General features: G+C 61.8%; 25 protein-coding genes and 1 pseudogene. 15 read left to right on the plus strand and 11 right to left on the minus strand.

All coding sequences use genetic code 11. The features are described from left to right. Positions 1–111: 111 nt before the first annotated feature. The 5 genes and pseudogenes from IV500_RS21640 (at position 112) to IV500_RS21995 (ending at position 2,750) form a co-directional block, all read left to right on the plus strand. A pseudogene (locus IV500_RS21640) lies at positions 112–1,088 on the plus strand (DUF4158 domain-containing protein). Next, positions 1,027–1,581, plus strand: a complete 555-nt coding sequence (locus IV500_RS21645; protein ID WP_230855129.1) for a hypothetical protein — start codon at positions 1,027–1,029, stop codon at positions 1,579–1,581. The pseudogene IV500_RS21640 and the gene IV500_RS21645 overlap by 62 nt, the downstream one beginning before the upstream one ends. Beyond that, entirely contained in the window at positions 1,512–2,315 is an 804-nt protein-coding gene (locus IV500_RS21985) for a Tn3 family transposase (protein WP_281064065.1), read from the plus strand. The genes IV500_RS21645 and IV500_RS21985 overlap by 70 nt, the downstream gene beginning before the upstream one ends. Then, a complete protein-coding gene (locus tag IV500_RS21990) occupies positions 2,290–2,571 on the plus strand; it encodes a Tn3 family transposase (RefSeq protein WP_312875977.1) in 282 nt (93 codons plus the stop codon). The genes IV500_RS21985 and IV500_RS21990 overlap by 26 nt, the downstream gene beginning before the upstream one ends. Further along, entirely contained in the window at positions 2,481–2,750 is a 270-nt protein-coding gene (locus IV500_RS21995) for a Tn3 family transposase (RefSeq protein ID WP_281064066.1), read from the plus strand. The genes IV500_RS21990 and IV500_RS21995 overlap by 91 nt, the downstream gene beginning before the upstream one ends. Here the strand turns inward: IV500_RS21995 and IV500_RS22195 are convergent. After that, positions 2,747–2,920, minus strand: a complete 174-nt coding sequence (locus tag IV500_RS22195) for a hypothetical protein (RefSeq protein WP_312875975.1) — start codon at positions 2,918–2,920, stop codon at positions 2,747–2,749. The genes IV500_RS21995 and IV500_RS22195 overlap by 4 nt on opposite strands. Beyond that, positions 2,899–3,171, minus strand: coding sequence for a class I SAM-dependent methyltransferase (locus tag IV500_RS17540; protein ID WP_312875976.1), 273 nt, complete (start codon positions 3,169–3,171; stop codon positions 2,899–2,901). Before IV500_RS17540 ends, IV500_RS22195 begins: the two co-directional genes overlap by 22 nt. Before the next feature lie 44 nt (positions 3,172–3,215). Between IV500_RS17540 and IV500_RS17545 the strand changes: the two genes are divergently transcribed. From IV500_RS17545 to IV500_RS17555, 3 genes are all read left to right on the plus strand, one after another. Next, positions 3,216–5,747: a DEAD/DEAH box helicase gene (locus tag IV500_RS17545; protein WP_196398112.1), complete on the plus strand. Its 2,532-nt coding sequence runs from the start codon at positions 3,216–3,218 to the stop codon at positions 5,745–5,747. Positions 5,748–5,815: 68 nt separating this feature from the next. Beyond that, on the plus strand, positions 5,816–6,379 hold the full coding sequence (locus tag IV500_RS17550; protein ID WP_196398113.1) for a GNAT family N-acetyltransferase: 564 nt from the start codon (positions 5,816–5,818) through the stop codon (positions 6,377–6,379). Continuing rightward, complete coding sequence (locus IV500_RS17555; RefSeq protein ID WP_230855130.1) at positions 6,376–7,725, plus strand: alpha/beta fold hydrolase; 1,350 nt, start codon at positions 6,376–6,378, stop codon at positions 7,723–7,725. The genes IV500_RS17550 and IV500_RS17555 overlap by 4 nt, the downstream gene beginning before the upstream one ends. A gap of 19 nt (positions 7,726–7,744) precedes the next feature. Here the strand turns inward: IV500_RS17555 and uvrB are convergent, their stop codons facing one another. Next, a complete protein-coding gene (gene uvrB, locus IV500_RS17560) occupies positions 7,745–9,832 on the minus strand; it encodes an excinuclease ABC subunit UvrB (RefSeq protein ID WP_196398114.1) in 2,088 nt (695 codons plus the stop codon). Positions 9,833–9,986: 154 nt separating this feature from the next. Here uvrB and IV500_RS17565 point away from each other — a divergent pair, with 154 nt between their 5' ends. Continuing rightward, positions 9,987–10,475 (plus strand): DUF4190 domain-containing protein, encoded by a 489-nt coding sequence (locus tag IV500_RS17565; RefSeq protein ID WP_196398115.1) that lies wholly within the window; start codon positions 9,987–9,989, stop codon positions 10,473–10,475. A gap of 99 nt (positions 10,476–10,574) precedes the next feature. Here IV500_RS17565 and coaE read toward each other — a convergent pair whose 3' ends face one another. After that, positions 10,575–11,807, minus strand: a complete 1,233-nt coding sequence (coaE, locus tag IV500_RS17570) for a dephospho-CoA kinase (protein WP_196398116.1) — start codon at positions 11,805–11,807, stop codon at positions 10,575–10,577. Between the two features lie 22 nt (positions 11,808–11,829). On the opposite strand from coaE, the gene IV500_RS17575 reads away from it, so the two are divergent. Continuing rightward, positions 11,830–12,552 carry an IMPACT family protein gene (locus IV500_RS17575; RefSeq protein ID WP_196398117.1) on the plus strand — a complete coding sequence of 241 codons (723 nt, stop codon included), beginning with the start codon at positions 11,830–11,832 and terminating at the stop codon, positions 12,550–12,552. A 340-nt stretch (positions 12,553–12,892) separates the two neighbouring features. Here the strand turns inward: IV500_RS17575 and rpsA are convergent, their stop codons facing one another. Then, on the minus strand, positions 12,893–14,377 hold the full coding sequence (gene rpsA, locus IV500_RS17580) for a 30S ribosomal protein S1 (protein ID WP_196398118.1): 1,485 nt from the start codon (positions 14,375–14,377) through the stop codon (positions 12,893–12,895). 124 nt (positions 14,378–14,501) lie between these two features. Then, positions 14,502–15,818 carry a GNAT family N-acetyltransferase gene (locus IV500_RS17585; RefSeq protein WP_196398119.1) on the minus strand — a complete coding sequence of 439 codons (1,317 nt, stop codon included), beginning with the start codon at positions 15,816–15,818 and terminating at the stop codon, positions 14,502–14,504. 56 nt (positions 15,819–15,874) lie between these two features. Here IV500_RS17585 and IV500_RS17590 point away from each other — a divergent pair, with 56 nt between their 5' ends. Continuing rightward, positions 15,875–16,633 (plus strand): ABC transporter permease, encoded by a 759-nt coding sequence (locus tag IV500_RS17590; RefSeq protein ID WP_196398120.1) that lies wholly within the window; start codon positions 15,875–15,877, stop codon positions 16,631–16,633. A gap of 18 nt (positions 16,634–16,651) precedes the next feature. Here IV500_RS17590 and polA read toward each other — a convergent pair whose 3' ends face one another. Next, positions 16,652–19,441 carry a DNA polymerase I gene (gene polA, locus IV500_RS17595; protein WP_196398121.1) on the minus strand — a complete coding sequence of 930 codons (2,790 nt, stop codon included), beginning with the start codon at positions 19,439–19,441 and terminating at the stop codon, positions 16,652–16,654. On the opposite strand from polA, the gene IV500_RS17600 reads away from it, so the two are divergent. Then, the gene (locus tag IV500_RS17600; RefSeq protein ID WP_196398122.1) at positions 19,440–19,922 is read left to right on the plus strand and encodes a hotdog fold thioesterase; all 483 of its coding nucleotides are present in this window, start codon (positions 19,440–19,442) and stop codon (positions 19,920–19,922) included. The two genes, polA and IV500_RS17600, sit on opposite strands and share 2 nt — an antisense overlap. Before the next feature lie 55 nt (positions 19,923–19,977). Here IV500_RS17600 and IV500_RS17605 read toward each other — a convergent pair whose 3' ends face one another. Beyond that, positions 19,978–20,463, minus strand: coding sequence for a hypothetical protein (locus tag IV500_RS17605; protein WP_196398123.1), 486 nt, complete (start codon positions 20,461–20,463; stop codon positions 19,978–19,980). A 293-nt stretch (positions 20,464–20,756) separates the two neighbouring features. Here IV500_RS17605 and IV500_RS17610 point away from each other — a divergent pair, with 293 nt between their 5' ends. Next, positions 20,757–21,068, plus strand: a complete 312-nt coding sequence (locus IV500_RS17610) for a hypothetical protein (RefSeq protein WP_196398167.1) — start codon at positions 20,757–20,759, stop codon at positions 21,066–21,068. A 636-nt stretch (positions 21,069–21,704) separates the two neighbouring features. On the opposite strand, the gene IV500_RS21655 is transcribed toward IV500_RS17610, so the two are convergent. From IV500_RS21655 to IV500_RS17625, 3 genes are all read right to left on the minus strand, one after another. Then, complete coding sequence (locus IV500_RS21655; RefSeq protein WP_196398124.1) at positions 21,705–21,992, minus strand: integrase core domain-containing protein; 288 nt, start codon at positions 21,990–21,992, stop codon at positions 21,705–21,707. A gap of 383 nt (positions 21,993–22,375) precedes the next feature. Further along, positions 22,376–23,068 (minus strand): DDE-type integrase/transposase/recombinase, encoded by a 693-nt coding sequence (locus IV500_RS17620; protein WP_196398125.1) that lies wholly within the window; start codon positions 23,066–23,068, stop codon positions 22,376–22,378. Positions 23,069–23,088: 20 nt separating this feature from the next. Then, positions 23,089–23,400, minus strand: a complete 312-nt coding sequence (locus IV500_RS17625; RefSeq protein WP_196398126.1) for a transposase — start codon at positions 23,398–23,400, stop codon at positions 23,089–23,091. A 195-nt stretch (positions 23,401–23,595) separates the two neighbouring features. On the opposite strand from IV500_RS17625, the gene IV500_RS17630 reads away from it, so the two are divergent. Together IV500_RS17630 and IV500_RS17635 are read left to right on the plus strand one after the other, a co-directional pair. Next, positions 23,596–24,060, plus strand: a complete 465-nt coding sequence (locus IV500_RS17630; protein ID WP_196398127.1) for a hypothetical protein — start codon at positions 23,596–23,598, stop codon at positions 24,058–24,060. Between the two features lie 384 nt (positions 24,061–24,444). Beyond that, on the plus strand, positions 24,445–25,173 hold the full coding sequence (locus IV500_RS17635) for a DUF72 domain-containing protein (RefSeq protein WP_196398128.1): 729 nt from the start codon (positions 24,445–24,447) through the stop codon (positions 25,171–25,173). The last annotated feature ends 123 nt before the right edge of the window (positions 25,174–25,296 follow it).

The following is a 25,296-nucleotide window of genomic DNA, read 5'->3' on the forward strand; positions in this document are numbered from 1 at the left end:
AATGCACCGTCGTTCGATCCTGTCTACCGCCGAGCGCGAAAGCCTGCTCGCGCTGCCCGATGCTGAGGATGAGGTGATAGGCAGGACACCTTCATCGGATCAGACGTGGCAATGATCGGCCAGAGACGTGGCGAAGCGATTCGTTTAGGCGTTGCTGCGCAGTCGTGTTTGCTGCGTTTCCCGGGCAAGGCCTCTCTGCCGAGGCAGATGTTCCCACCGCACTGTTGCACTGGATTGGCGCGCAACTTGGCATCGACCTGATCTGTTGGCCGGCGTATGCCGCACGGGAAGAAACCCGCCGAGAGCATCTGCTTGAACTTCGCGCCTACCTCGGCATGAAGCCCCTTGGCCTTACTGACTACCGCGATGCTCTGCATTCGGCCACGGAACTGGCCCTGCAGTCCGATAAGGGCATCGTACTGGCAGGCAGCGTGCTCGAGGCCCTTCGCCGACAGCACGTCGTAATTCCGGCATTGGACGTCATTGAACACATCTGCGCCGAAGCCATCACGCTGGCCAACCGCCGTATCTACGCCGCCTTGACGGATGCCCTGTCCGGTGACCACCGCCGGCGTTTGGACGATCTACTCAAACGCCGGGAAGAAGGAAAATTCACCCGGCTTGCCTGGTTGCGCCAATCGCCGGTCAAGCCGAACTCGCGGCACATACTCGAACATATTGAGCGCTTGAAAGCCTGGCAGGCGCTGGACCTGCCCGCCGGCATCGAACGCCAGATCCACCAGAACCGTCTGCTCAAGATCGCCCGTGAGGGCGGGCAGATGACGCCGGCCGATCTGGCCAAGTTCGAACCACAACGCCGCTACGCCACTTTGGTGGCGGTGGCGGCAGAGAGCACGGCCACCGTCACTGATGAAATCATCGACATGCACGACCGCATCATCGGCAAGCTCTTCAATACAGCCAAGAACCGACACCGGCAACGCCTTGATGGATGCCAAGAAGAACGGTACCGACCCGTACATGGCGATCGAATGTGTCATGTCATGAGATGCCTTCACAGCCAGTGTGGACGAGGCGCAAAAGCTCGCCCAACCTGGGGATTTCGACTTCCTACACCGCATCAGTGAAAGCTACCCAACGGTGCGCTATGCACCTGCGTTCCTGGCCGTGCTCACGCTGAGGGCAGCACCGGCCGCCAAGGACCTACTTGCGGCCACCGAGGTGCTGCGGGTCATGAACATCGATACCGCGCGCAAGGTGCCGGCAGAGGCGCCGACCGGATTCGTCAAGCCGCGCTGGACCAAACTTGTCTTCACCAACGAGGGGATCGACCGACGATATTACGAGCTGTGTGCGCTGTCGGAGCTGAAGAACTTACTGCGCTCAGGCGACATCTGGGTACAGGGTTCACGCCAATTCAAGGACTTCGACGAATACCTCGTCCCGCGGAAACATTCGTCAACCTCAAATTCGCTGGCACCTTGCCCTTGGGAATATCCAGCGATTGCGAGAAATACCTGCACGACCGGCATGCACTGCTGGAACAGCAATTGGCGCTGGCCGACCGTCTTGCCGAGAACGACGGTCTGCCCGATGCCATCATCACCGCCTCCGGGTTGAAGATCACCCCAGTCGACGCGGCCGTGCCGGATGCCGCACAGGTGCTGATCGATCAGACAGCGGCACAGCTGCCGCACGTCAAGATCACCGACATGCTCATGGAGGTCGACGAATGGACCGGCTTCACACGCCACTTCGCTCACCTGAAGAACGCAGACACGGCCACGGATAAGAAGCTCCTGCTGACAACGATTCTGGCCGACGGCATCAACCTTGGGCTGACCAAGATGGCTGAATCCTGCCCCGGTACGACCTATGCCAAATTGTCCTGGCTGCAGGCCCGGCACATCCGAGACGAAACCTACGGGGCCGCCCTCGCTGAACTGGTCAATGCCCAGTCCCGTCAACCCCTCGCCGGGAACTGGGGCGACGGCACCACCTCATCCTCCGACGGGCAGCGATTCAAAGCCGGTGGCCGCGCCCAAAAGCACCGGCCACGTCAACGCCAAGTACGGCACCGAACCTGGTCGGATGTTCTATACCCACATATCGGACCAGCACTCACCATGCAGTGCCAAGTCGTCACCGTTGGCGTCCGGGACGCAACCTATGTCCTCGATGGACTGCTCTGCCACGAGTCAGATCTGCGCATCGAGGAGCACTACACAGACACAAACGGGTTCCCCGACCACGTCTTCGGCCTGATGCATTTACTCGGCTTCCGCTTCGCACCCCCGAATCCGAGACCTGAGCGAGACCAAGCTATACATCCAAACGGGAGACACCCCCTATGACGCACTCAAACCCCTCATCGGTGGCACCCTCAACATCAAGGCCATCGGCACTCATTGGGACGAGATCCTGCGGCTGGCCACCTCGATCAAACAAGGTACTGTCACGGCTCACTCATGCTGCGCAAGCTTGGCAGTTACCCACGCTAGAACGGACTGGCCGTTGCCTTGCGCGAACTCGGACGCATCGAACGTACTATCTTTATCCTGGACTGGCTCCAAAACGTGGAACTGCGCCGACGGGTCAATGCCGGGCTGAACAAGGGAGAAGCACGCAACGCACTCGCACGCGCAGTGTTCTTCAACCGCCTCGGCGAAATCCGGGACCGCGAATATGAACAACAACGCCACCGAGCCAGCGGGCTCAATCTCCTCACCGCCGCCATCGTGCTCTGGAACACCGTCTACCTCGAATGCGTCACGGCAGCCAGGCCTTAGCGTACGATTTTTTCCGTTTCTGCGGCGACCCCATTGGAGACCAGTACATCGGTCTCCGGCTCCGGCATCCAGCCGGCGATGTCCGCCAATGCAACGGACAGGTTCTTGGGCGCATCGGGTGCCGCCAGTATCTGCTGCGCCGCGTGGATCATCTGCGGCGATGAATCCACCCCACCACCTTCGCTCCGGGCCAGCGGCGCGCCAATGACGCGGTCAGGGTCCCCGGACCGCAGCCCAGATCAATCACCCGGCGCGGCTGCCGCGCACCAATACGCGCGGTCAGGTCAAAAAGCGGCCGGTCACGTAAATCACCAAACCGGACGTACTGCTCCGGATCCCACACCGGTGTCGTCCCCCGTTGGCCATGCCGCTCGGGTGCCTGCCCCTGCAGTGCCAGCCCTTCGGGTATCTTCGATTCCATGGGGATGATCGTGCCACAGTATTAGCCCTTAAGCTTGAGGCATCATGAATCTTGCGCAGCAGCTTCCTCCCCGCACCTCCGGCAGCCCCGACCCGGACGCCGTCTTCATGGCCTTCCTGGGATGGGTCCAAGAGCGTGGACTGAGCCTGTACCCGGCGCAGGAGGAAGCGGTGATGGAACTCGTTTCCGGCAATAACGTTATTCTGTCCACTCCCACTGGGTCGGGCAAATCTCTGGTGGCAGTCGGCGCTCACTTTCAGGCACTCTCGGCCGGACAACGCAGTTACTACACCGCTCCGATCAAGGCTCTGGTTTCGGAAAAGTTCTTTGCCCTGTGCGACATTTTCGGCGCCCAGAACGTGGGGATGATCACCGGAGATTCGTCGGTCAACCAGGACGCGCCAATCATCTGCTGCACCGCGGAAATTTTGGCCAATATTGCCCTTCGCGAAGGTGCCGCCGCAGACCTGGGCGTGGTGATCATGGACGAGTTCCATTTCTACGCCGACCCGCAACGCGGTTGGGCGTGGCAGGTCCCGCTGCTGGAGCTCCCACAGGCGCAATTCCTGCTGATGTCCGCGACCCTCGGGGAGGTGGCAGGCTTTGAACGCGAGCTGACGGAGCTGACCGGCAGGACGACGACGACGGTCTCCTCCGCGGAGCGTCCAATCCCGCTGCACTACTACTACGTGCAGACCAGCATCCACGAGACGCTTGAGGAACTGCTGAGCACCAAGCAGGTCCCGGTTTATGTGGTGCATTTCAGCCAGGCCGAAGCCATTGACCGGGCACAAAACCTCATGAGCATCAACGTCTGCACCCGCGAGGAGAAGGACAGGATCGGCGAGCTCATTGCAGGCTTCCGATTCGCCGCCGGGTTCGGCAAGACGCTCAACCGGCTGGTCCGGCACGGCATTGGCGTACACCACGCGGGGATGCTGCCCAAATACCGCCGGCTGGTGGAACAACTCGCTCAGGCGGGCCTGTTGAAGGTCATCTGCGGTACAGACACCCTCGGCGTGGGTATTAACGTGCCGATCCGGACCGTGCTGCTGACAGCGCTGAGCAAATACGACGGCGTCCGCACCAGGATTCTGCAGGTGCGCGAATTCCACCAGATCGCCGGCCGCGCGGGGCGGGCCGGCTACGACACTGCGGGGACCGTCGTCGTCCAGGCGCCCGAGCATGTGGTGGAAAATGTCAGGGCCATGGCAAAAGCACACGCCAAGTTCGGCGATGATGCGAAAAAACTTCGCCAGGTGGTGAAAAAGAAGCCGCAGGACGGCTTTGTCAGCTGGGGTGAGCCGACGTTCAACCGCCTGGTGGAGTCCGTACCGGAACCTCTGACGTCCAGTTTCACCATTACGCACGCCATGCTGCTCAACCTACTGGAGCGCCCTGGCGATCCGTTTCAGGCGGCACGCCGGCTGCTGACCAATAACCGGGAACCGCGTGCAGCGCAGCTGAAGCTGATGCGCAAGGCGCTCGGTATTTACCGCGAGCTCTTGGGAGCCGGGATTTTGGAGCGCATCCCACCCGAGGAGCAGACCGGTGATGGCCGCACCGTGCGGCTGACCGTGCACCTGCAACTGAACTTTGCCCTGAACCAGCCGCTCTCCCCTTTTGCCTTGGCCGCGCTGGAGCTGCTGGATCCCGAGTCTGCCGGTTACGCACTGGACGCGGTTTCCGTTATTGAGTCCACGCTGGAAAAGCCACGGCAGATCCTCTCCGCCCAGCTGCGGCACGCTCGCACCGAGGCCATCACAGCGATGAAGGCCGAGGGGATGGAATACGACCAGAGGATGGCCCTGCTCGATGAAGTCACCTATCCGATGCCGTTGGGTGAGCTGCTGCAGCAGTCATTCGAGGTCTACCGCAAGGGCGCCCCGTGGGTCGGTGACTTCGAGCTCGCGCCGAAGTCGATCGTCCGGGATATGTATGAGCGCGCCATGAACTTCGGTGAGTTTGTCCAGTTCTACTCGTTGGCACGTTCGGAAGGCATTGTGCTGCGCTACCTGGCAGACGCCTATAAGGCGTTGCGCCAGACAGTCCCGCAGGACGCGTTGCGTGAAGACCTGGAGGACATTATTGCCTGGCTTGGCGAGCTGGTGCGGCAGGTGGATTCAAGTTTGCTGGACGAGTGGGAAGAGCTGACCAGCGGTGCCGCGCCACGGCCGCACGATGCGCCGCCGCCCCCGCCCCCGAGCTTGACGGGTAATGAGCGTGCGTTCCGGGTGATGGTGCGCAATGAAATGTTCCGGCGCATTGAATTGGCGGCCGCGGATAATTTTACGGCGCTGGGGGCGCTCGACGACGGCGCCGGCTGGAACGCTGACCGCTGGGCTGATGCGTTGGATGCATATTGGGACGAGCACGAGTACCTCAACGACGGGCCGACCGCGCGGGGCCCGTCGCTGCTGGAGATTACCCCCGCTGCCGGCATCTGGAAGGTGCGGCAGATCATTGATGACCCGGCGGGTAACCACGATTGGACCCTGGCGGCAGAGGTGGATTTGGCGGCATCGGACGAGGCCGGGACCGCGGTGGTACGCGTTCTGAATTTCAGCCGGCTCTGAGTCTTCGCTGCGCTGCCGGTGAAGTCCGGCAGGCCGGGGCGGGCCGATTCAGACGATAGGCTCGGAACATGTCTTTTATTCGTGCCGCAGTGCCCGCCGACGTCCCCGCGATTTTGTCCCTGATCCATGATCTGGCGATCTATGAGAAGGAACCAGATGCTGTCCGGAACACCGAAGAGATGCTGATGCAGGCCCTCTTTGGCACTAATCCTCAAATCTTTGCGCATGTGGCGCTGGAGCATGAAATTGACCACGACGGCAGGGCCGACGCGGTCACTTCGGTACCTGCAGCCGGCGGGTCGGACGCCGTTATGGGCTTCGCGCTATGGTTCCTGAACTACTCCACGTGGGAGGGCACGCACGGGATCTACCTGGAGGACCTCTACGTCCGGCCGGAAGCGCGCGGAGCCGGACATGGCAAGGCACTGCTGCGGACACTCGCCGGCATTGCATCCGATCGGGGTTATGCACGGATGGAATGGAGCGTCCTGGATTGGAACGCGCCGTCGATCAGGTTTTACCAGGGGCTCGGTGCTGCGCCGATGGATGGTTGGTCGGTCTTTCGACTCAGCGGTGAGGCCCTGGCCAGCTTCGGTAGACTCCAGGCAACGGCCGGCGAGGAGCTCCGATGAGCGATAAACGGTCCCTTCCTGCGACGCGCGATAGTGGGCTGCAGCAACGTGTACATCGGCAGGGCACAACGCATGAAACCCGAGGGATGCGGCTCACGGATCATTGGTTCAGCGTTCCGCTTAACCACTCCCGGCCCAAGGAGACACAGCTGGAAATCTTCGCCCGGGAAATAACTGCCTCCGCTCACACGCCCGACGATGTGGCCGGGCTCCCGTGGCTGCTGTACTTGCAGGGTGGTCCGGGCGGCCGCGGCATTCGCCCTACCTCCCTTAACGGCTGGCTCAAGGAAGCCACCGCGTCCTTCCGTGTGCTGATGATGGACCAACGCGGCACCGGTCTGTCCACGCCCGCCACACGCCAGACCCTGCCCTCGGTAGGCAACGCAGCAGCGCAGGCAGAGTACCTTTCGAACTTCCGGGCTGACTCGATCGTTGCCGATGCGGAACTTATCCGAGCCGCAATTGCGGGCGGGCCGTGGACCATTTATGGCCAGAGCTTCGGGGGGTTCTGCGCCCTGACGTATCTCTCCTTCGCACCCGAAGGCCTGCGTGAGGTGTTGATCACCGGAGGCCTTGCCCCATTGACCGGTTCTCCGGACCGCGTCTATCAGGCCACGTACGCCAGGGTAGCTGAACGCAACGCCGAGTATTTTGCCCGTTACCCCGAGGACCGTGCCTTAACCAGCCGGATATTCCGGCACCTGGAAAACGTAACGGAGAATCTTCCGACGGGCGAGCGGCTAACGCCCGAGCGCTTCCAAATGGTCGGAAATTTCCTCGGTGGCAATACCCGGATGGATGCCCTGCATTACTTATTGGAAGATGCGTTCGTCTCCACCGCCGAAGGCTGGCGACTGTCGGATTTGTTCCTGGCCGAGGTCTCGGCCCAGGTCAGCCGTCGGCCCAATCCGCTCTACGCGCTGCTGCACGAGTCGATCTACGCCCAAGGCGACGCCACCAACTGGTCCGCGTGGCGGGTATTAGACCAATACGCAGACTTCCAACCCAGCGGCGAGGCGCCGCTGCTCACCGGCGAAATGGTCTATCCCTGGTACTTCACGCAGGATCCGGCGCTGGTACCGCTCGCGGACGTGGCAGAAATGCTCGCCTGCAGGGACAACTGGCCGGCGCTGTATGATCCGGGGCAACTGGCCCGGAACACCGTGCCGGTGGCCGCGGCCGTTTATCTTAACGACATTTATGTTGATCACGATCTGTCGATGGAAACGGCGGCAGCGGTGCGTGGACTTCAGGCATGGGAAACAGCCGATTATCATCATGACGGCATCACCGAAGACGGCGAGGAAATCTTCGCGCGCTTGCTGGGAATGTGCCGCAAACTCTAGTCCATCGTGCCGGGCAGGCCTATGCGTGCCCGGCAGACTGCATCTGACGCAGTTCCTTCTTCAAGTCCCCCACCTCGTCACGCAGTCTGGCCGCCAGCTCAAAGTGCAGATCCGCGGCGGCGGAATGCATCTGCTCCGTCAGCTGAGCGATCAGGTCCAGCAGGTCCTCGGCCGGCACGGCCGCGAGTCCATCGTGGCGGACCGGAACCGGCGCCTTGCCGCGTGCTTTCCCACGTCCCTTACCCGCGGCCTCCAGCAGTTCACGGGTGTCCGCATCCTCCCGGTTCAAGGTGTCCGTAATGTCTGCAATCCGCTTCCGCAGCGGCGTCGGATCGATCCCGTGCTCCGTGTTGTACTCCACCTGGATGACGCGTCGCCGGTTGGTTTCATCAATGGCTTTGGCCATTGAGTCAGTGATTCTGTCCGCATACATATGCACCTGACCGGAGACGTTCCTGGCCGCACGGCCAATGGTCTGGATCAGCGAGGTGGCAGAGCGCAGGAAGCCTTCCTTGTCCGCATCCAGAATACTCACCAGTGACACCTCGGGCAGGTCCAGGCCCTCGCGGAGGAGGTTGATTCCCACCAGCACGTCAAAGGTGCCCATCCTGAGTTCGCGCAAGAGTTCAACACGCCGCAGCGTATCCACGTCAGAGTGCAGGTATTGGACCTTGACGCCGTGTCCCAGCAGATAGTCTGTGAGGTCTTCCGACATCCGCTTGGTCAGCGTGGTGACCAGGACACGCTCGTTGCGCTCCACCCGGACCCGGATCTCCGCCAGCAGATCATCGATCTGTCCCTTGCTTGGTTTGACAATAATTTCCGGATCGATCAGTCCCGTGGGACGGATGATTTGCTGGACAGTTCCGTCCGCCTTAGCCAGCTCGTACTTCCCGGGTGTCGCGGACAGGTAGACCGTCTGGCCCACCCGTTCGAGAAACTCGTCCCACTTCAGCGGCCGGTTATCCATTGCCGAGGGCAGACGGAAACCGTGGTCCACCAAGGTGCGCTTGCGCGACATATCACCTTCATACATCGCCCCGATCTGCGGAACCGTCACGTGGGATTCATCGATGACCAGCAGGAAATCGTCCGGAAAATAATCGAGCAGGCAGTGCGGTGCGGTCCCTGGTCCTCGTCCGTCGATGTGCCTCGAATAGTTCTCAATGCCATTGCAGAAGCCCATCTCCTGCATCATTTCCAGATCGTAGGTGGTCCTGATGCGCAACCGCTGGGCCTCCAGCAGCTTATTTTGCCCCTCCAGCTCCTGGAGCCGGACGGCCAGCTCATCCTCGATCTGCTTGACGGCACGGTTCATCCGCTCCGGGCCGGCAACATAATGCGAAGCCGGAAAGACGTACATCTCGGTCTCTTCGCGGATAACCTCTCCGGTCAACGGGTGCAGGGTGTAGATCTTTTCGATCTCGTCGCCGAAAAACTCGATCCGAATGGCTTGTTCCTCGTACATGGGGATGATTTCCACCGTATCCCCACGCACGCGGAATGTGCCTCGGTGGAAATCGATGTCATTGCGCGCGTATTGCATGCTGACAAACTTGCGCAGCAGATTATCCCTGCTCATCTGGGCACCGCGACGCAACGTCACCATGCCGGCGACGTATTCCTCCGGCGTGCCCAGTCCGTAGATGCAGGATACTGTGGCCACCACAATCACATCCCTGCGGGTCAGCAAAGTGTTGGTTGCCGAGTGCCGGAGCCGCTCAACCTCCTCGTTAACGGAGGAATCCTTTTCGATAAAGGTGTCCGTCTGAGGTACGTATGCTTCCGGCTGGTAGTAGTCGTAATACGAAACGAAATACTCGACGGCGTTGTTCGGCAGAAGTTCACGGAACTCATTCGCCAGCTGTGCGGCCAGTGTTTTGTTCTGCACCATCACCAGCGTGGGGCGCTGAACCTGTTCGATCAGCCACGCCGTCGTCGCCGATTTACCGGTTCCGGTGGCGCCCAACAGAACAACATCCTTCTCGCCGTTGTTGATCCGCTCCGTCAGTTCCTTAATAGCGGCAGGCTGATCCCCCGCCGGCTGATAGTCGCTAATGACCTCAAAGGGTGCCACAATACGGTTGATTTCCTGCGCAAGACTCATACCCTAACGCTACCGCTTGCCACCGACACGGGTAAGGCGGCCGACTGCCGCATCGATGGAACATCCCTTCCCCGAGCCCGGCGCAGCGCTGGTTGCATGGAAGAATGGCTGGGGAACCACCAGTATCTACTCGGCACCTAAGACAGAGGACATCATGACTGAAAGCAACCCGCAACAGCCTGCCCCCTTCGGCCAGGAGCCCGCAAAGTCCGATCAACCCACTCCTGCCTACGGCCAGTCTGCCCCGCCGGCCTACGCGCACGCAGCCCCGCCTGCCTATGGCACCCAGCCGCCGGCTCCCTACGGACAGCAGCCGCAGCAGAGCTACCAAGGCGCCACAGTACAGGATCCGGGCAAAACGCTCGGCATCATCGGCCTGGTCCTGGCTTTCCTGATCAGCATCGCCGGACTCGTGGTCAGCATCATTGCGCTCAAAAAATCAAAGGCAGCGGGATTCAAGAACACCCCCGCCAAGGTCGGAATCATTGTCAGCATCATTGTTTCGGTGCTCTGGATCGCGGGAATCATCATCGTGGCCATTGCGCTAGTGAACCTGACCAACGAACTGCAGGATGCCTGCGGCAATGGGCAGCCCACCTTCGTGTTCAACGGCATGGAGCAGGCCTGCCCCGCTGTGAAGTAATAGTCCCCCCGGAACTTATCCACGAAGTTATCCAGGAGCTGAGGAGAGCTGCCGTTGCATCCGCTGCGGCGGCTCTTTTTGGTTCCGGACGCGGCCCGGCTACGGCCGCGGGAAATCGGTCCACGGTGGCGTCCATTCAGTAGCGGCGCTCCAGCGTGATACTGCCGGGAAGGCAACGTCCCTGAACCACGGCTCCTTCGCATCGGCATAGGCACCGGTCCCCATGGCATCAGAGTGCTGTGCGGCGGCACCTCGCTTAGCAAACAGATATTCGGCACAGGACGAGGGATTTGCCTGCAGCCAGTCCCGAAAGGCCAGCGCGAAAAGTGCGCCGGCGGATCCCTGCACTCTGACATGGACATTAGCCGGGCGCCCCGGGTCTGCCGAGGCATGCAACCGCTTTTGCCACAGTGCCGGGTCCTGGTTCGGATCATGTGGCGTATCGTGCCAGTCGCCCGGCAGCCGGGGAAAGCCGGCGGCAGCCAAAGCCGGTGCCACTCGGTCAGCATCTGCCAGCGAACGGACGCGAACCTGCAGATCCAGCACATCCTTTGCGCGAAGGCCGGGCACCGCGGTGGAACCGATGTGGTCCACCGCCAGCACATCATCCGGGGCGGCCGCCATGATCCGTGCCGAGAGTCTGGCTGCCTGAGCCGGCCATTGCGGATTCGGCGGCACCAGTACTGCCGGTCCATCCCGGCGCGCCATCCTGCCGTGCCGCAGATTGTCCACAAAGGGCAGCAGCCGCTGCTCCCACAATTGATCCACCTGACGAAGCGCCGCTGCAGCCGTCCCGCTGTTATCGATGACGGCGTCGGCGGCAGCCAGCCGGTTCCCGCGCACGGCCTGCGCAGCGATCCGCGCCGCAGCATCTGCTTCGCTGAGCCCGCGGAGCGATACGATGCGGGCAATCTGCAGTTCAACCGGCGCATCCACCACCAGCACCAGGTGGAATGAGCTCCCCTGGCCCGTCTCCACCAGTAATGGAATGTCCTGCACCACGATCGCATTATCGTTAGCCGCAGCGGCCGCCTCCATCAATTCCGCGGCACGGGAGCGGACCAGCGGATGGATGATGGCGTTCAAGGCGTCGCGCTCGGCGGAATCAGCAAAAATCAGCGCTCCAAGCGCCGCCCTGTCGAGCATGCCATCCGAGCCGACCACTCCCGGGCCGAACTGCCGCGCCACAGCCGCGAGCCCTTCGCTCCCGGGCGCCACCACTGATCGGGCCAGCACATCCGCATCAATCAGGACGGCACCCAGGCTGCGCAGATAACTGGACACCAGCGACTTTCCGCTGGCAATCCCGCCGGTCAGACCAATTTTGAGCATACTTACAGACTAAGCTGATCAGGTGAGCGTTCCCGCCAGTGCGCAGCCATCCAGCGCTGCCGCCGAGCCGGCGGAATACACCGTTCCTGCGGCCGGCCCGGAGTTCCGGCACGAACTGGTAATCAAGCGATCCCGCTTCATTACCGTGCTCCGCCGCGTGGAGACCGAAGACGCGGTCTCCGACATGCTTGGCTCACTACGCAAGGAATTCTACGACGCCCGCCACCATTGTTCTGCGCTGATTCTGGGTCCGGACCGGGATATCCAGCGCTCCAACGACGACGGCGAGCCGTCCGGAACCGCCGGCGCGCCAATGCTTGAGGTACTGCGCAGGCACGAAGCAGGCAGTAGGGACTCAAACGGCGCGGCAGCTGACCTCAGTGACGTGTGTGCCGTCGTCGTCAGGTATTTCGGCGGCGTGCTGCTCGGCGCCGGCGGTCTGGTCCGCGCGTACTCGTCCTCAGTTTCCCTAGCGCTGGACGCCGCCGACCTGGTGCGGCGGCAACGGCTTCGTCTGTTCACCCTCACTGCCAGCCACGCAGAAGCGGGGCGGCTAGAACATGGGCTCCGCGCCGCCGGAATGACGCTTCGCGGGAGCAGCTACGGTCCAGCGGGTGTGCTGCTGGAAGTAGCTCTGCAAGACACACCCGAAGCCATCGCCGCCGCCACGCATCACCTCGCAGCGTTGTCAGCCGGTAAGGCGGTGCCGACCTTCGGCACAACGGCATGGGTAGACGTCAGCTGAGTCCCCGGTTGCTGCCGGTATTGAGTCACCGGCGGAGGTCCCAGGCTGTGGACATTGTCCCGGGCGCGAATCCCGGCGGTTCACAAAGTTCAGGGTGTTGCATTTGCGCGGATACGCATACCGGACGCTTTCGTGGTGGGCCTCGGTCCTCGGCATGCAAAGAGGACCTCCGCCCGCGGGCGGAGGTCCTCTCATTGCAAGTGCTGCGAATACAAGTGCAGCGCTGCCGGGTCCCTACGTGGCGACGAAGTCGTTCGCGTTAGGGGCAGCGGTCCAAGTGCAGCGCTGCCGGGTCCCTACGTGGCGACGAAGTCGTTCGCGTTAGGGGCAGCGGTGCACGCTAGTTGCCGGTGAGCTTTTCGCGCAGAGCCGCGAGTGCCTCATCGGAGGCCAGTGTGCCGGCACCCGACTCGGTAGCGACAGGCTCCGAGGAGTAGCTGGAGGAAGACGAGCCGGAGTCGCTTTCGCTGGTCGTCATGGCAGCCGCGACATCGTCGGCGGCGTGCTGGACAACCTGCTTCTTGTGCGCTTCCCAGCGGGCCTGGGCATCAGCGTACTGCTGCTCCCAAACGGCGCGTTGCGTCTCGTAGCCCTCAAGCCACTCGTTGGACTCCGGGTCGAAGCCCTCCGGGTACTTGTAGTTGCCCTCTTCGTCGTACTCTGCAGCCATACCGTACAGTGCCGGGTCGAACTCGGTGCTGTCGGCGTCGACGCCGTCGTTGGCCTGCTTGAGCGAGAGCGAAATCCGGCGGCGTTCCAGGTCAATGTCGATGACCTTGACAAACAGCTCGTCGCCCACGGAAACAACCTGCTCGGCGAGCTCCACGTGGCGCACGGCCAGTTCGGAGATGTGCACCAAGCCCTCGATGCCGTCTTCGACGCGGACAAACGCGCCGAACGGAACCAGCTTGGTGACCTTACCGGGGACAACCTGACCCAGAGCGTGCGTCCGGGCGAACGTCTGCCACGGGTCTTCCTGCGTAGCCTTGAGCGAGAGCGAAACACGCTCGCGGTCCAGGTCCACCTCGAGCACCTCGACGGTGACTTCCTGGCCGACTTCGACGACCTCGGACGGGTGGTCGATGTGCTTCCAGGACAGTTCCGACACGTGCACCAGACCGTCTACGCCGCCCAGGTCCACGAAGGCACCGAAGTTGACGATGGAGGAAACGACGCCGGGACGGACCTGGCCCTTTTCCAGCTTGTTGAGGAACGTGGAACGAACCTCGGACTGGGTCTGCTCGAGCCAGGCACGGCGGGACAGGACCACGTTGTTGCGGTTCTTGTCCAGCTCGATGATCTTGGCTTCGATCTTCTGACCGATGTACGGAGCCAGGTCGCGGACGCGGCGCATCTCGACCAGGGAAGCGGGCAGGAAGCCGCGCAGACCGATGTCGAGGATAAGCCCACCCTTGACAACCTCGATGACGGTACCGGTGACGACGCCGTCCTCTTCCTTGACCTTCTCGATGTCTCCCCAGGCACGCTCGTACTGCGCGCGCTTCTTGGAGAGGATCAGGCGGCCTTCTTTGTCTTCCTTGGTCAGCACCAACGCTTCGACGAGATCGCCAACGGAAACAACGTCTCCGGGATCAACGTCGTGCTTGATGGACAATTCGCGGGAAGGGATGACGCCTTCGGTCTTGTAACCGATGTCGAGCAGAACTTCGTCGCGGTCAACCTTGACGACGGTGCCTTCAACAAGATCTCCGTCGTTGAAGTACTTAATGGTGGCGTCAACAGCTGCGAGGAAGTCCTCAGCCGACCCGATGTCGTTAATGGCGACAACGGGGGTACTGGTCTTCTCGGGGGTCGTGATGGTCATGTAGTAGGGGCTCCGATGTGGATAGGATGAATAGTCGTTTATGTGCGCACTACGCGCCTATTTAGTCTAGTCACTTCGCTAATCGAAGGCAAAAACCGGACGCCGGCGACGGGTCACACACCGTCTAAAAGTCGGTCAGGGAGTGCGCGGGTACGGGTGCCGCAAATACAGCGTCGACGGCGGCCGCCCCGCCGGTGCGCAGCTCGCCCACCGTGCCGGCTGCCAGCAGGGTCTGTGCGCTGACTCCGGCCAGATACAACTGCGCCAGCTCCGCTGCGCCTAATTCCAGGTCCGCCGGTTCACTTGCGGGCAGTTCCGTAACGGTTCCGACGCCGTCGAGCGTGTGCAGCCGGTAAACACCGCCGGCAAAACCGAGTGCGTCCATCACCTTTAGTGTCACAGTGCCGTCCAGCCAGTAGTGCCGGGCCTGCAGAGCCGCCGTCGTGTCAAGGATCCGAAGCCACAGATGATCCTCTACCTCTGTGACCTGGTAACGCCGCTTGTCCGCCAGAGCCCAGGGCAGCGGATCGGCCATCGGAACGCCCTCCCGGCGGATCCGCTGCACCAAATCCACTGAGCCCAGGAACTGCCATAGGGCCAGGTGGGCGGCATGGTCCGCAGCCAGTAGATCGATCACCTTCAGGGTGGCCGGCGTTTCAGTCTCCAGCACACGGTAGGACACATAGCCCTCGCATTTTCCGTCCTGGCCGTAATACAACGCCGCCCGCACGGTCCTATCCCGGCCGGGCTTGCCATAATTCCAGTAACCGGACACCCGGTAGCGGTAGGAGTCCTGCCGGCCAATCGACCCGAAGGTACCCGCGTGGACACGGTTAAAAATCCGGGGCTCCAGCTCCCGCAATACGCCCGGCTCCGCGATTTCCACGATTCCGCGGCCCGGCTGCGCCGACTTGAGCGCAAAACCGTGGCTGCTGTCCACCTCGATAGTGGCGGCATGAGTGGCCGCGCCAAACCCAAAGCGACCATAGATGGTGGCTTCGGACGCCGTCAGCGCGGCGATCGCGAGCCCGTCGGCTTTGGCACGGCGAAGGTCGGCAGTGATGATGGTGCGCAGCAGCCCGCGCCGCCGGTGCGTGGGCCGGACCGTTACAGCGCTGATCAGATGCGCCGGCAGCAGCTTGCCGGCTCCTACATTGACCGTCTTGCGGTAACTGGCATAGGTGGCCACCGGGTAGTCAGCGTCCCAGGCTCCGTCCAGGGCTGACGCTGCATAAGCGCCGGTGTGGATCCGCCCGTCCTTTTCCTCGGACGTCAAAGATTTTTCGATGTCCAGGTCTTCCGGCGCGCCGGCATGAAAGCCAAAGGCAACGGCCTCCGTCCACTTCGCCGAGGCCGGTTCAACGCCGTCGGCAGCGGACTTCGCCGGGAAGCTGCGGATCTGATAGGGAAATTCTTCGGTCGGTTCCGCAATGATTGTCACAGTTTCCAAGCGTAGAGGAGACTGAGCCTGTCCCGCCAGCGGGCATAATTCACTGCGTGGACAATTCAACTCTGCTGAACACCGGGCCGGTGAGCTGGGTCCTGCTGGCGGTTCTGCTGGCTCTCGCCACGATGGTGTGGCGCGCTGCCTTGGGCCGCCGTGCGCGGGAGATTGTCATTGCCGGTCTGCGGGCGCTCGTTCAGCTCGCCGTCGTGGCACTGTTGATCTCCCGGATGGCCGGGCATCCAGAGCTCGCCTTGGGGTTTGTTGCGCTGATGTTTACCGTGGCGGTATGGACGTCCGGGCACCGCGTTGCGCCATCGGGACGGTGGTGGCTCGCCGGCATCCCGATAATCGGAGGCGTACTGCCGACGGCGGCACTTATGTTCCTCAGCTCGGTTCTGCCGTGGAACGCGCTGGCCATAATAGCAGTTCTGGGCCAGCAGATTGGCTCAGCGATGGCCAGCACAACACTTACCGGGCGCCGGGTAGAGGATGAGCTGATCGTGCGCCGCGGCGAAGTGGAAGCCGGCGTGGCACTGGGTTTTCTCTGGTCCGAGGCACGATCTATGGTCGCGAAGCCGGTGGCCGGCGAAGCCGTGCTTCCCAGCATTGACCAGACCCGGACCTCGGGCCTGGTCACGCTGCCAGGTACCTTCGTTGGCCTAATTCTAGGCGGGGCCAGCCCCCTCGACGCCGGTCTGATTCAGCTGCTGGTGCTCATTTCCCTGTTGCTGGTGAACACCTCAGCGGCCTGGGTCACCATGCTGCTGAGCACCCGGGGTGCATGGCAGCATGAGACAGCCGACCGCTAGTGCCCGGCCTCGTGCCCGCTAGTGCCCGGCCTCGTGCCAGCTGACGCCGGCGCCGACGTGGACATCCAGCGGCACGGAAAGCTCCGCCGCCTGGCCCATCTGCGCCACCACCAGCTTCTCTACCTCCTCGCGCTCCCCGGGCGCGACCTCCAGCACCAATTCATCGTGAACCTGCAGCAGCATACGCGAGGATAGCTGCTGTGCCCGCAGCGCCCCATCCACGCCCAGCATGGCTTTCTTAATAATGTCCGCAGCTGACCCTTGAATGGGCGCGTTAAGCGCGGCCCGTTCCGCCATTTCCCGCAGCTGCCGGTGATCGCTGGAAAGATCCGGCAGATAGCGGCGGCGGCCCTCGATCGTGGCCGTAAAGCCGTCGCTCCTTGCCTGCTCCACCACGCCGCGAAGGTAATCCCGCACCGCACCGAACCGGTCGAAGTAGTCCTTCATGAGCGTGCGCGCCTCGTCCACGGAAACGCCCAGCTGCTTGGACAGGCCGAACGAACTCAAACCGTAGACCAGGCCATAGGACATCGCCTTGACCTTCGAACGCATGGCGCTGGTGACATCCTCGGTGGCGACGTGAAAGACGTGCGAACCCACGAACCGGTGCAGGTCCTCACCCTCCCGGAACGCCTGAATCAGGCTCTGGTCTCCCGAAAGATGGGCCATTATACGCATTTCGATCTGTGAATAATCCGCCGTCAGCAGCGTTTCATACCCTTCCCCCACCACAAATACCTCGCGGATCCGGCGGCCTTCTTCACTTCTGATCGGAATATTCTGCAAATTTGGATTAGTGGAGGAAAGCCGCCCGGTTGCCGCCACATTCTGTGCGTACGTGGTGTGGATCCGGCCATCCTCGGCGGTTGCCTTGTTCAGGCCCTCCACCGTTTGCCGCAGTTTCGACGCATCACGGTATGCCTGAAGCTGGAGCAGGAAAGGATGCCCGGTCTTCACCGCCAAATCCGCCAAGGCATCCGCATCCGTGGAAAACCCTGTCTTGATTTTTTTCGTTTTCGGCATGCCAAGTTCATCAAACAGCACGGTCTGCAGCTGCTTCGGCGAGCCAAGATTGACCTCGTGGCCGATCGCTTCAAAGGCCGCGGCCTGGGCGGCGCTGATGGTGGCGCTGAAGTCGCCCAGCAGCCGGTCAAGTTTCGGGGACGAGACCGCGATTCCGGCCATCTCCATCCCGGCCAGCACCTTCGCCAGCGGAAGCTCAAGTTCGCCCAGGAGTTTGTTGGCGCCGCGCTCCAGCAGCTGGCCGACAAAGTGCTCGCTGAGCTGAAGAGTCACGTACGCTTTCAGCACGGCATCCGCCGCCGTCGTATCTTCCAGTTCCAGCTCCAATTGACCGCTGGCATCGGCACCTGACCCGCCCACCGTGACCTTCAAATGCACTTGGCTCAGGTCGGCCAGGTCGTAGCTGCGCCGATCCGGCTGGATCAGGTAAGCAGAGAGAGCCGTGTCATCGACGATGCCGGCAAGTTCCAGTCCTCGTGCACAAAGTGCCTTGTATACTGACTTGAAATCGTGGACGGCCTTCGGTGCATCCTGGCTGCCCAACCAGTCCCCGAGAGCGGCATCGGCAGCGGCGTCGAGGCCGGCTAACCCGACGTAAGCCGCCGCACTGTTGGTGGAAAAAGCAAGGCCGACGGCGTCAGGCCCGGCGGCGCTGAGCCCGGCGGCTGCTCCGTCAGTGACCAGGGCCAACCCTACGGTGGCTTCGTTTGTTTCGGTGAACCATGTTCTTAGCTCAGCGGCACTGCGCAGGGTGTTGTGCACCGGCGGGGTGTGGCCGTCGTTCTCGACAACTTCCGCCTCTTCCTCGAAAAGGTCAAAGAGGCGTTTGCGCAGTGTGTTGAACTGCAAAGCATCAAACAGCTCCTCAATGTCGCCGCGGTCCGGACGCTGAAGCACCATTGCTTCCAGTTGCACCGGCAACTGAAGATCGCGCAGCAGGTGGTTCAACCTGCGGTTGCGCTTGACGCTTTCCTCGTGTTCGCGCAGCGCATCACCGACTTTGCCGCCGATGGACCCGATATTCGCCAGAATGCCGTCCAATCCGCCGTACAGGTTTATCCACTTGGCCGCGGTCTTCGGCCCGACACCGGGTACCCCTGGCAGATTGTCCGCGCTCTCCCCCACCAGTGCGGCAAGATCGGAATACCTGTCCGGGCGGACAAAATACTTCGCCTCCACGGCGGCGGCATCCATCGGCGGGATGTCGGAAATTCCCTTTTTCGGATACAGCACGGAGACCTTGTCCGTGATGAGCTGGAACGCGTCCCGGTCCCCGGAAACCACCAGAACGTCCCACGCAGCGGCCTCACCCTGCGCCGCCAAGGTGGCAATGATGTCATCCGCCTCGTAACCGTCCAGCGAAATGGTGGGAATCCGCATGGCATCCATCACCTTGATGATCAGATCAACCTGGCCGTGGAATTCTTCCGGGGTCTTGGACCGGCCGGCCTTGTACTCGGTATATTCGACCGAGCGGAAGGTTGGCGTGTCCAGATCAAAGGCGACAACCACATGAGTCGGTTTGTGCTGGCGGATCATGGTCAACAGCATCGAAGTGAACCCATAGACGGCATTGGTATGCTGGCCCGTATCCGTGGAGAAGTTTTCGGCTGGCAGAGCATAGAATGCCCGGAACGCCATTGAGTGGCCGTCAATGACCAGCAGACGGCCCGGATCTGAACCGGCCGGAATGGCCACCGGTGCCACGTCGGATGCTGCCTGCTGTGCCGTTGCCTCAGGGGCCGTTTTGGTAGTTTCGCTCACAGGTGCCAGCCTAGTCATCATGACCGACAAACTCACACCGAACCCATTTGCCGCGGCGCTGCGGGCGGCAGGCGTCCCGGAGGAAATGCATGACTGGCTCAGTAGCTATGGGATCGGCGCGCTGGTAGAGAAGATGGGCATCCACTTCCAGCAGATCAGCGCGCAGCATTCGGTAGCCACGATGCCGGTCGAGGGGAACACTCAGGTGGCAGGGATCCTGCACGGCGGCTCACATTTGGTGCTGGCGGAAACGCTGGGCTCGTTTTCCGCCGGGGTGCACGCCGGCGCCGGGGGCCAGGCGCTGGGAATCGAGATCGGAGCCACGCACCACCGCAGTGTGGCAGCGGGACTCGTCACGGGCACCTGCACGGCCATCCATTTGGGCCGCTCATTGGCGACCCATGAAATCATCATGCGGGACGAAGCCGGCCGTCGCCTTTCCACCGCCCGGATCACCAATATGATTCGGTCGAAGCCGGAAACTTACGTGCCGCTGAAGTAGGCCGCCGGCGTCGGCCGGACCCTCGTTTTCAAGAACCGGAGAAGCTTTCCTGAACCTAGCGCGCTCTGTGCAACAGCGATCCCTTCCATCTCCGGAACGTAAAGCAGGCCGCAATGGCCGATATAAGGGGCAGGCCGGTCAACACCGCGAAGGTTCCGTCGCCGCCGTCGCCTAGCACTGCCAAGGCGCCCAGCCAACATAGGGCCGCGGTGAAGCAGAGCAAGATCGCCGCTGAAGATCCGTTCCGCGCATTCCGATGGCCCGAGGAACGGATGTGCTTGTTCATGGGTTCCGAGCCGACGTCGGTTGGGGCAGGGGCTTTTCGGTATCTCCGCCGGGTCATGAAGGCCCAGGCTGCCGCTGCCGCTGCCGCTGCAAGCATGAGCAGGGCCAGGACCGCCGGTATTCCGCCGCCGATCAGGACCAATCCCAAAGCTCCGGTCCAACTAAGGGTTGAAAAGAGACCGGCGATGACGAAAAGGTCTTTCCAGAACTGCCGGTATCGCAACACCGGCAGCACACGGTCTTCCACGTCAGTCATAATGGCTCCCCGATCCAGCGGCCCAAGCCGCAGCGGCTTAGGAACCACCCCAGCACAATTCAGTCGTATAGGCAAGGGCTGCTGAGCCGGAGGCACCACAGCAAGAAATATCTCCGCGACAACGGCCGGCAGGGGGTCGAACAGGGGGTCGAACAGGGGGTCGAGCAGGGGGCCGCTCAGCCGGAGTACCGTTTCAAGGTCAGCCGCTCAAACCCCTCTTCCACGTCCATCAGGCGAGAATGTCCAGTCAATGGAGGCCTTGCTGCAAGGCAGCATCCGGCCAAGGAATCGGCATGGGAACGAACGCAGAATCTGAACCAAACACCAGTGACCGCACTGGCTCGAGTGAGGTGCCTGACAAGCAACTGCACCGGTGGAAAGGTGAAGGGGGCGCACTGCCGCCCGAACCGGACGAGGATGAGCCGGAAGCCTTGCGAGTGGAGTATTACACGGAAAGGATCGCCAAAGGCGGCATCAATACCAACCGCGACTTTCGCTACGAATGCACCGGGCGGGCGTGTACCCGTGACCGACTGTTCCCGCGCGGTATGAGCGCAAGGCAGTGGGGAGTGAGGTTTTTGGCAGTCTTAGAAAGTTCTTGGTGAGCATGTGAATGGACACCGAAGTCGTCGGTTCACTCACCTCTCACCCGACGCCATTTTCAGTGAATAACTGTATGGAATGCCCGCCGACATTTGGGGGCGGCCATCATGAGAAAAATAAAACACCGGTGATAGCGCTGCTATGAGACATTTAACCACTGGACCACAACTGGTTCACGGCAGCTGGTCAAGGTCGCCCGATGGGGAACGCCCTGTGGGATACCTGTGTCGCTCAGAAGCTGTTCTATTAACACTGGGCGGAGCTTTGGAGGGGGCACGACAATAACTAGGCAGTCCTCTTAAGGCAGCTGTTCGCGACTAGAAACATCCTTTTCTTGCTTCTGCGGGGACTTTCTGCATTTGGTCCAGCCAAGTGAAACTAGTCTGGCAGCCCGGACGACGGTTAGCGCTATGCCGACCACCATGAAGAATATGTTTGGTCCTGTCCATCCTTCGTCGTCCAACCGCAGGAGAACGGGAAGGATGAGGCATACGCCAACCCCTAGACCACACCAGGCTGAGAACCAACTGCCGCGCGGCGGGGATGACTTTTCCGTCATGATTGACTACCTTTCACTTACCTTGAGGGCACCAAGAATTCTGGTTATTCCATGAGTGCACCATGAACCGTCCCGGGAATCATGCCGCCGTTTTGTTGGCGGCGTCGTCGGCTGACGGGCCGGTTTTTCGAGCATAGTATGTTTGCTCGTATTCCTCGGGTGTCTGGTATCCGAGGGCGGAGTGCAGGCGTTGGGTGTTGTACCAGTGGACCCACTCGAACACGACCTCCACGACATCGGTTTCCGTCTTGAGGGCGCCGGTTCGAAATGGCGAACTCTTGGCGACTGCCTCATTCTTGAACAGTCCCATCACCGTCTCGGCAGCAGCATTATCGTACGCGTCCCCGACCGACCCGATCGATGGCACCAGACCCTCCAGCGCCAACGTGTCGGTGTACCGGATCGAGGTGTATTGGCTCCCGGCGTCTGAGTTAAGCCGAATTCGGTTTAACTCAGATTATGCCGAGAAATCCGTTAAACCGAGGACTGGTCCTGTTGGCCCGTGGTTGGGCGGATTGGCGTCCTGTTTCTCGGCTTAATGATTCGTCGATTATGGGTGCTGTCGAGCTTTGATGGTTGGCAGTGGTCAGGTCAACCCTCGTGTGTATAACCGTCAGGTGGCGGGGCGGGCGGCGGCAGATAGTCCTTGTTTCGCTTTGGCGAGCATGGGGACGGCGCTGTAGGCCGGGGTACTGCTGTCATACCTTTGTGGTGGAGCGGCTACCTGTGGGACGAAAGAGAGCCAAAACGTTAAGCCGAGGAATCTATCCCTGAACCACGGAACGACGCGGTGAGGAGCTCGTTGTCCGGCTTAACGGATTCCTCGGCATAATCTGAGTGGTGGATCAATCCCGCCGGAACGGGCCGGCCGACATCTTGGCGCCGCCAAAGGGCCATGCGCAGGCAATGCTCAACGAAAGCGGTGTCCTTCACGGTCGAAGTCTCCCAGCCCACGATCGCGCGCGAATACATGTCGATGACCAGTGCGACGTAGACGAACCCCGACCACACCGGAACATAGGTGAAGTCCGTGATCCAGGTATGGTCTGGTGCCGGGGCGTTGAAGTCGCGGTTGAGCAGGTCATTGGCCCTGCGACTGTCCTCGCCCTGGACGGTCGTGCGGGTTTTGCGTCCCCGCACGAGCCCGTTCATGGCTTCCTGGCGCATGAGCCGGTCCACGGTGTGCTTGGAGATGTCCGGGAAGCCGTTGCGGGCCAGCCATGCCGTCATCTTCCGTCTTCCGTAGATTACCTCCGGCGCGGGCCTGCCCTTCCCATCCAAGGTCCGGAGCCGGCGCAGCACGTCCGTGATGCGGGCGTCCTCCATGGTGCGCTGCGCGGGCTGGCGTTGCTTCCAGGCCCGGTACGACCGCGCAGCGACCCGCACGCCCTGCTCACGCAGGACCGTGCAGATCGACTCGACTGCGTGGCCGTCTTCCCTCATCTGATCGATGAAGGCACAGATCAGCGGCGGCGCGGGTCGAGCTCCCTCGCGAAGAAAATCGAGGCCTGTTTCAGGATCTCGTTCGCTTCCTTCAAGTCGCGGACCTCCGTGCGCAGGCGCTTAATTTCCTCCAGTTCCTCACTGCTGGGCCCGGTCTTGTCCCCGGCATCAATCTGGGCCTGAATCACCCACCGCCGCAAAGACTCGGCACCGACGCCGAGCTTGGGTGCCAGCGCCTTACACGCGATATATACAGACGGGTATTCAGACAACCTGTCCAGGGTCATGCGCACGGCTCGGGTGCGGACTTCGGGGGGAAAATGCTTCGGCATATCGTCATCATTTCTCAAAAAAGACGACGGCATCAAACCCGGGACGGTTCACTTCGAAGCGGCCTGGTATGAGACCGGACAGGTACGTGGCACCATCTTCGTCAGTTCCAATCTGAGCGGGGTCTCCTTTCATGACGTACTGGTCTCCGATCTACAGCAAGTCGCGCGTGGGGTGACCTGCGTGGGGATCCGTTGGTGTTGTACGACGTGGCGAGCCTATGGTCGGCGGTCCATGCGTGGGCGGGGAAGCACGGGTTTGAGACAGCAATCCCCACCTTCGAGGCAGGCAACTCTGCAAATGGTCCTGTGTTTGGCGTGATCGCTTTCGATCAGGGCCTGCCGTGGCTGCGGGCTGACTCTATGCCCTGTACCGAGGCATACGAGCAGCCGACGCCCGGGTTCAGCGATGCAGGGGCAGTGGTACGGAACGTGGGCAGGTGGGCGTCCACAACTGGGGCAGCCCGATGGGACCGTGCCGTCCTGACCGGCTGGCCCTCATTCCAGGTGCCGCTTCAACCTGAACCGGTTACGCAGGCGTCTCTGCCTGTTGACCCTGAGGGAAGGGCGAACGGGGAATTTGCGATTTACCTCGTCGATGCCGGTCAGCAAGGGATTTATTGGCAGGACATCGCGGCCGAGGAGTACCTAAACGTGTTGTGAGACCCCGGCGCCGCCCGCCCGGCCGCTGTCAGCAACTACGACCCAGAACGCCATCGCCGACGATGCCGGAACCAGGCGCAGCTGCTGACACGCTGAGGAACGCCCACCCTTCAGGGGACAGTCCGTCCGGAGCCCTTCGCGGAAACCGCGACGAAATACCACACTTTGAATCCGGCACTCTTACCGCCTAGGTCGATTACCAGAGGGTCGAAGCAATCGGTGCTGACCGGACCTGTCAGCACCGATTGGCGCGCTTGTCATCAGCGAGTTGGACTTGTCGAGCGAGCCCCAGTTAATGCCGCGGTAAGGGGCTGCCGACTCGGGACCCAGTACTAAGAGAATAGGATCCTAAGCAGTACCCCATTGGAAAGGCGGAGTCCGGGATTGAGCGTCCACATTGGAACATCGGGGTGGAGCTATGACCATTGGGACAACGTTCTCTACCCACCTGGGACCGCCGCCCGTGACCGACTCCGCTACTACTGCCGGAGGTTCGGAACGGTCGAACTGAATGCCAGCTTCTACCGCTGGCCCCGGGAATCAACCTTCGCGGGATGGCGCCGCCGCTTGCCGGAAAAATTCCTTCTGTCGGTCAAAGCTCCGCGCGGCCTGACGCACGGCAAAAAGCTCTATGCCCCGGAGGTCTGGATTGACCGGATCGCACGGTCATGGCACGAACTGGGCGATAAGCGAGCCATCCTGCTGGTCCAGCTCCCGCCGACCTTGGAACGCGATGATGCCCGGCTGGACTACTTTCTGACGCTGCTCCCGACCTGGGTCCAGGTCGCCGTCGAATTCCGCCACCACAGCTGGAACGACGACGCGGTTTACACCCTGCTCGAACGCCATCAGGCAGCCTACTGCGTCATGAGCGGGGCCAGTCTGCCCTGCATTCTGCGGGCCACAGCGCCTTTTGTATATGTCCGCATGCATGGTCCCGACTCCGACTATCTTTACGGCGGGTCTTACTCAGACCAGGACCTACGGTGGTGGGCGGAGAGGATCCGCGAATGGCAGGCCGTTGGCAAGGACGTGTTCATATACTTCAACAACGACGGCGGCGGGAATGCGGTCCGCAATGCCGACACGCTCCGCAGCATTCTGGGCGGCTAATCGCGTAATGCAGCGCGGGCACAATCAAATAAATGCCGAACAGTGCCGCCGCGGCGCACACGGCAAAGCGCCGCTCATGGTCTTCTTGGCATCATTGGTCCCCCGCGCCGGCCGCCTCTGCGG

The organism is Arthrobacter terrae (assembly GCF_015708085.1).
In the GTDB taxonomy this organism is placed as follows: domain Bacteria; phylum Actinomycetota; class Actinomycetes; order Actinomycetales; family Micrococcaceae; genus Arthrobacter_M; species Arthrobacter_M terrae.

Bases quoted from the DNA above. Each gene is read 5' to 3' on its own strand.
- IV500_RS17540 (WP_312875976.1), bottom strand. From the start codon at position 3,171: ATGGAATCGAAGATACCCGAAGGGCTGGCACTGCAGGGGCAGGCACCC.
- IV500_RS17545 (WP_196398112.1), top strand. From the start codon at position 3,216: ATGAATCTTGCGCAGCAGCTTCCTCCCCGCACCTCCGGCAGCCCCGAC.
- IV500_RS17550 (WP_196398113.1), top strand. From the start codon at position 5,816: ATGTCTTTTATTCGTGCCGCAGTGCCCGCCGACGTCCCCGCGATTTTG.
- IV500_RS17555 (WP_230855130.1), top strand. From the start codon at position 6,376: ATGAGCGATAAACGGTCCCTTCCTGCGACGCGCGATAGTGGGCTGCAG.
- uvrB (WP_196398114.1), bottom strand. From the start codon at position 9,832: ATGAGTCTTGCGCAGGAAATCAACCGTATTGTGGCACCCTTTGAGGTC.
- IV500_RS17565 (WP_196398115.1), top strand. From the start codon at position 9,987: ATGACTGAAAGCAACCCGCAACAGCCTGCCCCCTTCGGCCAGGAGCCC.
- coaE (WP_196398116.1), bottom strand. From the start codon at position 11,807: ATGCTCAAAATTGGTCTGACCGGCGGGATTGCCAGCGGAAAGTCGCTG.
- rpsA (WP_196398118.1), bottom strand. From the start codon at position 14,377: ATGACCATCACGACCCCCGAGAAGACCAGTACCCCCGTTGTCGCCATT.
- IV500_RS17600 (WP_196398122.1), top strand. From the start codon at position 19,440: ATGACCGACAAACTCACACCGAACCCATTTGCCGCGGCGCTGCGGGCG.
- polA (WP_196398121.1), bottom strand. From the start codon at position 19,441: ATGATGACTAGGCTGGCACCTGTGAGCGAAACTACCAAAACGGCCCCT.
- IV500_RS17605 (WP_196398123.1), bottom strand. From the start codon at position 20,463: ATGACTGACGTGGAAGACCGTGTGCTGCCGGTGTTGCGATACCGGCAG.
- IV500_RS17610 (WP_196398167.1), top strand. From the start codon at position 20,757: ATGGGAACGAACGCAGAATCTGAACCAAACACCAGTGACCGCACTGGC.
- IV500_RS17620 (WP_196398125.1), bottom strand. From the start codon at position 23,068: ATGAGGGAAGACGGCCACGCAGTCGAGTCGATCTGCACGGTCCTGCGT.
- IV500_RS17625 (WP_196398126.1), bottom strand. From the start codon at position 23,400: ATGCCGAAGCATTTTCCCCCCGAAGTCCGCACCCGAGCCGTGCGCATG.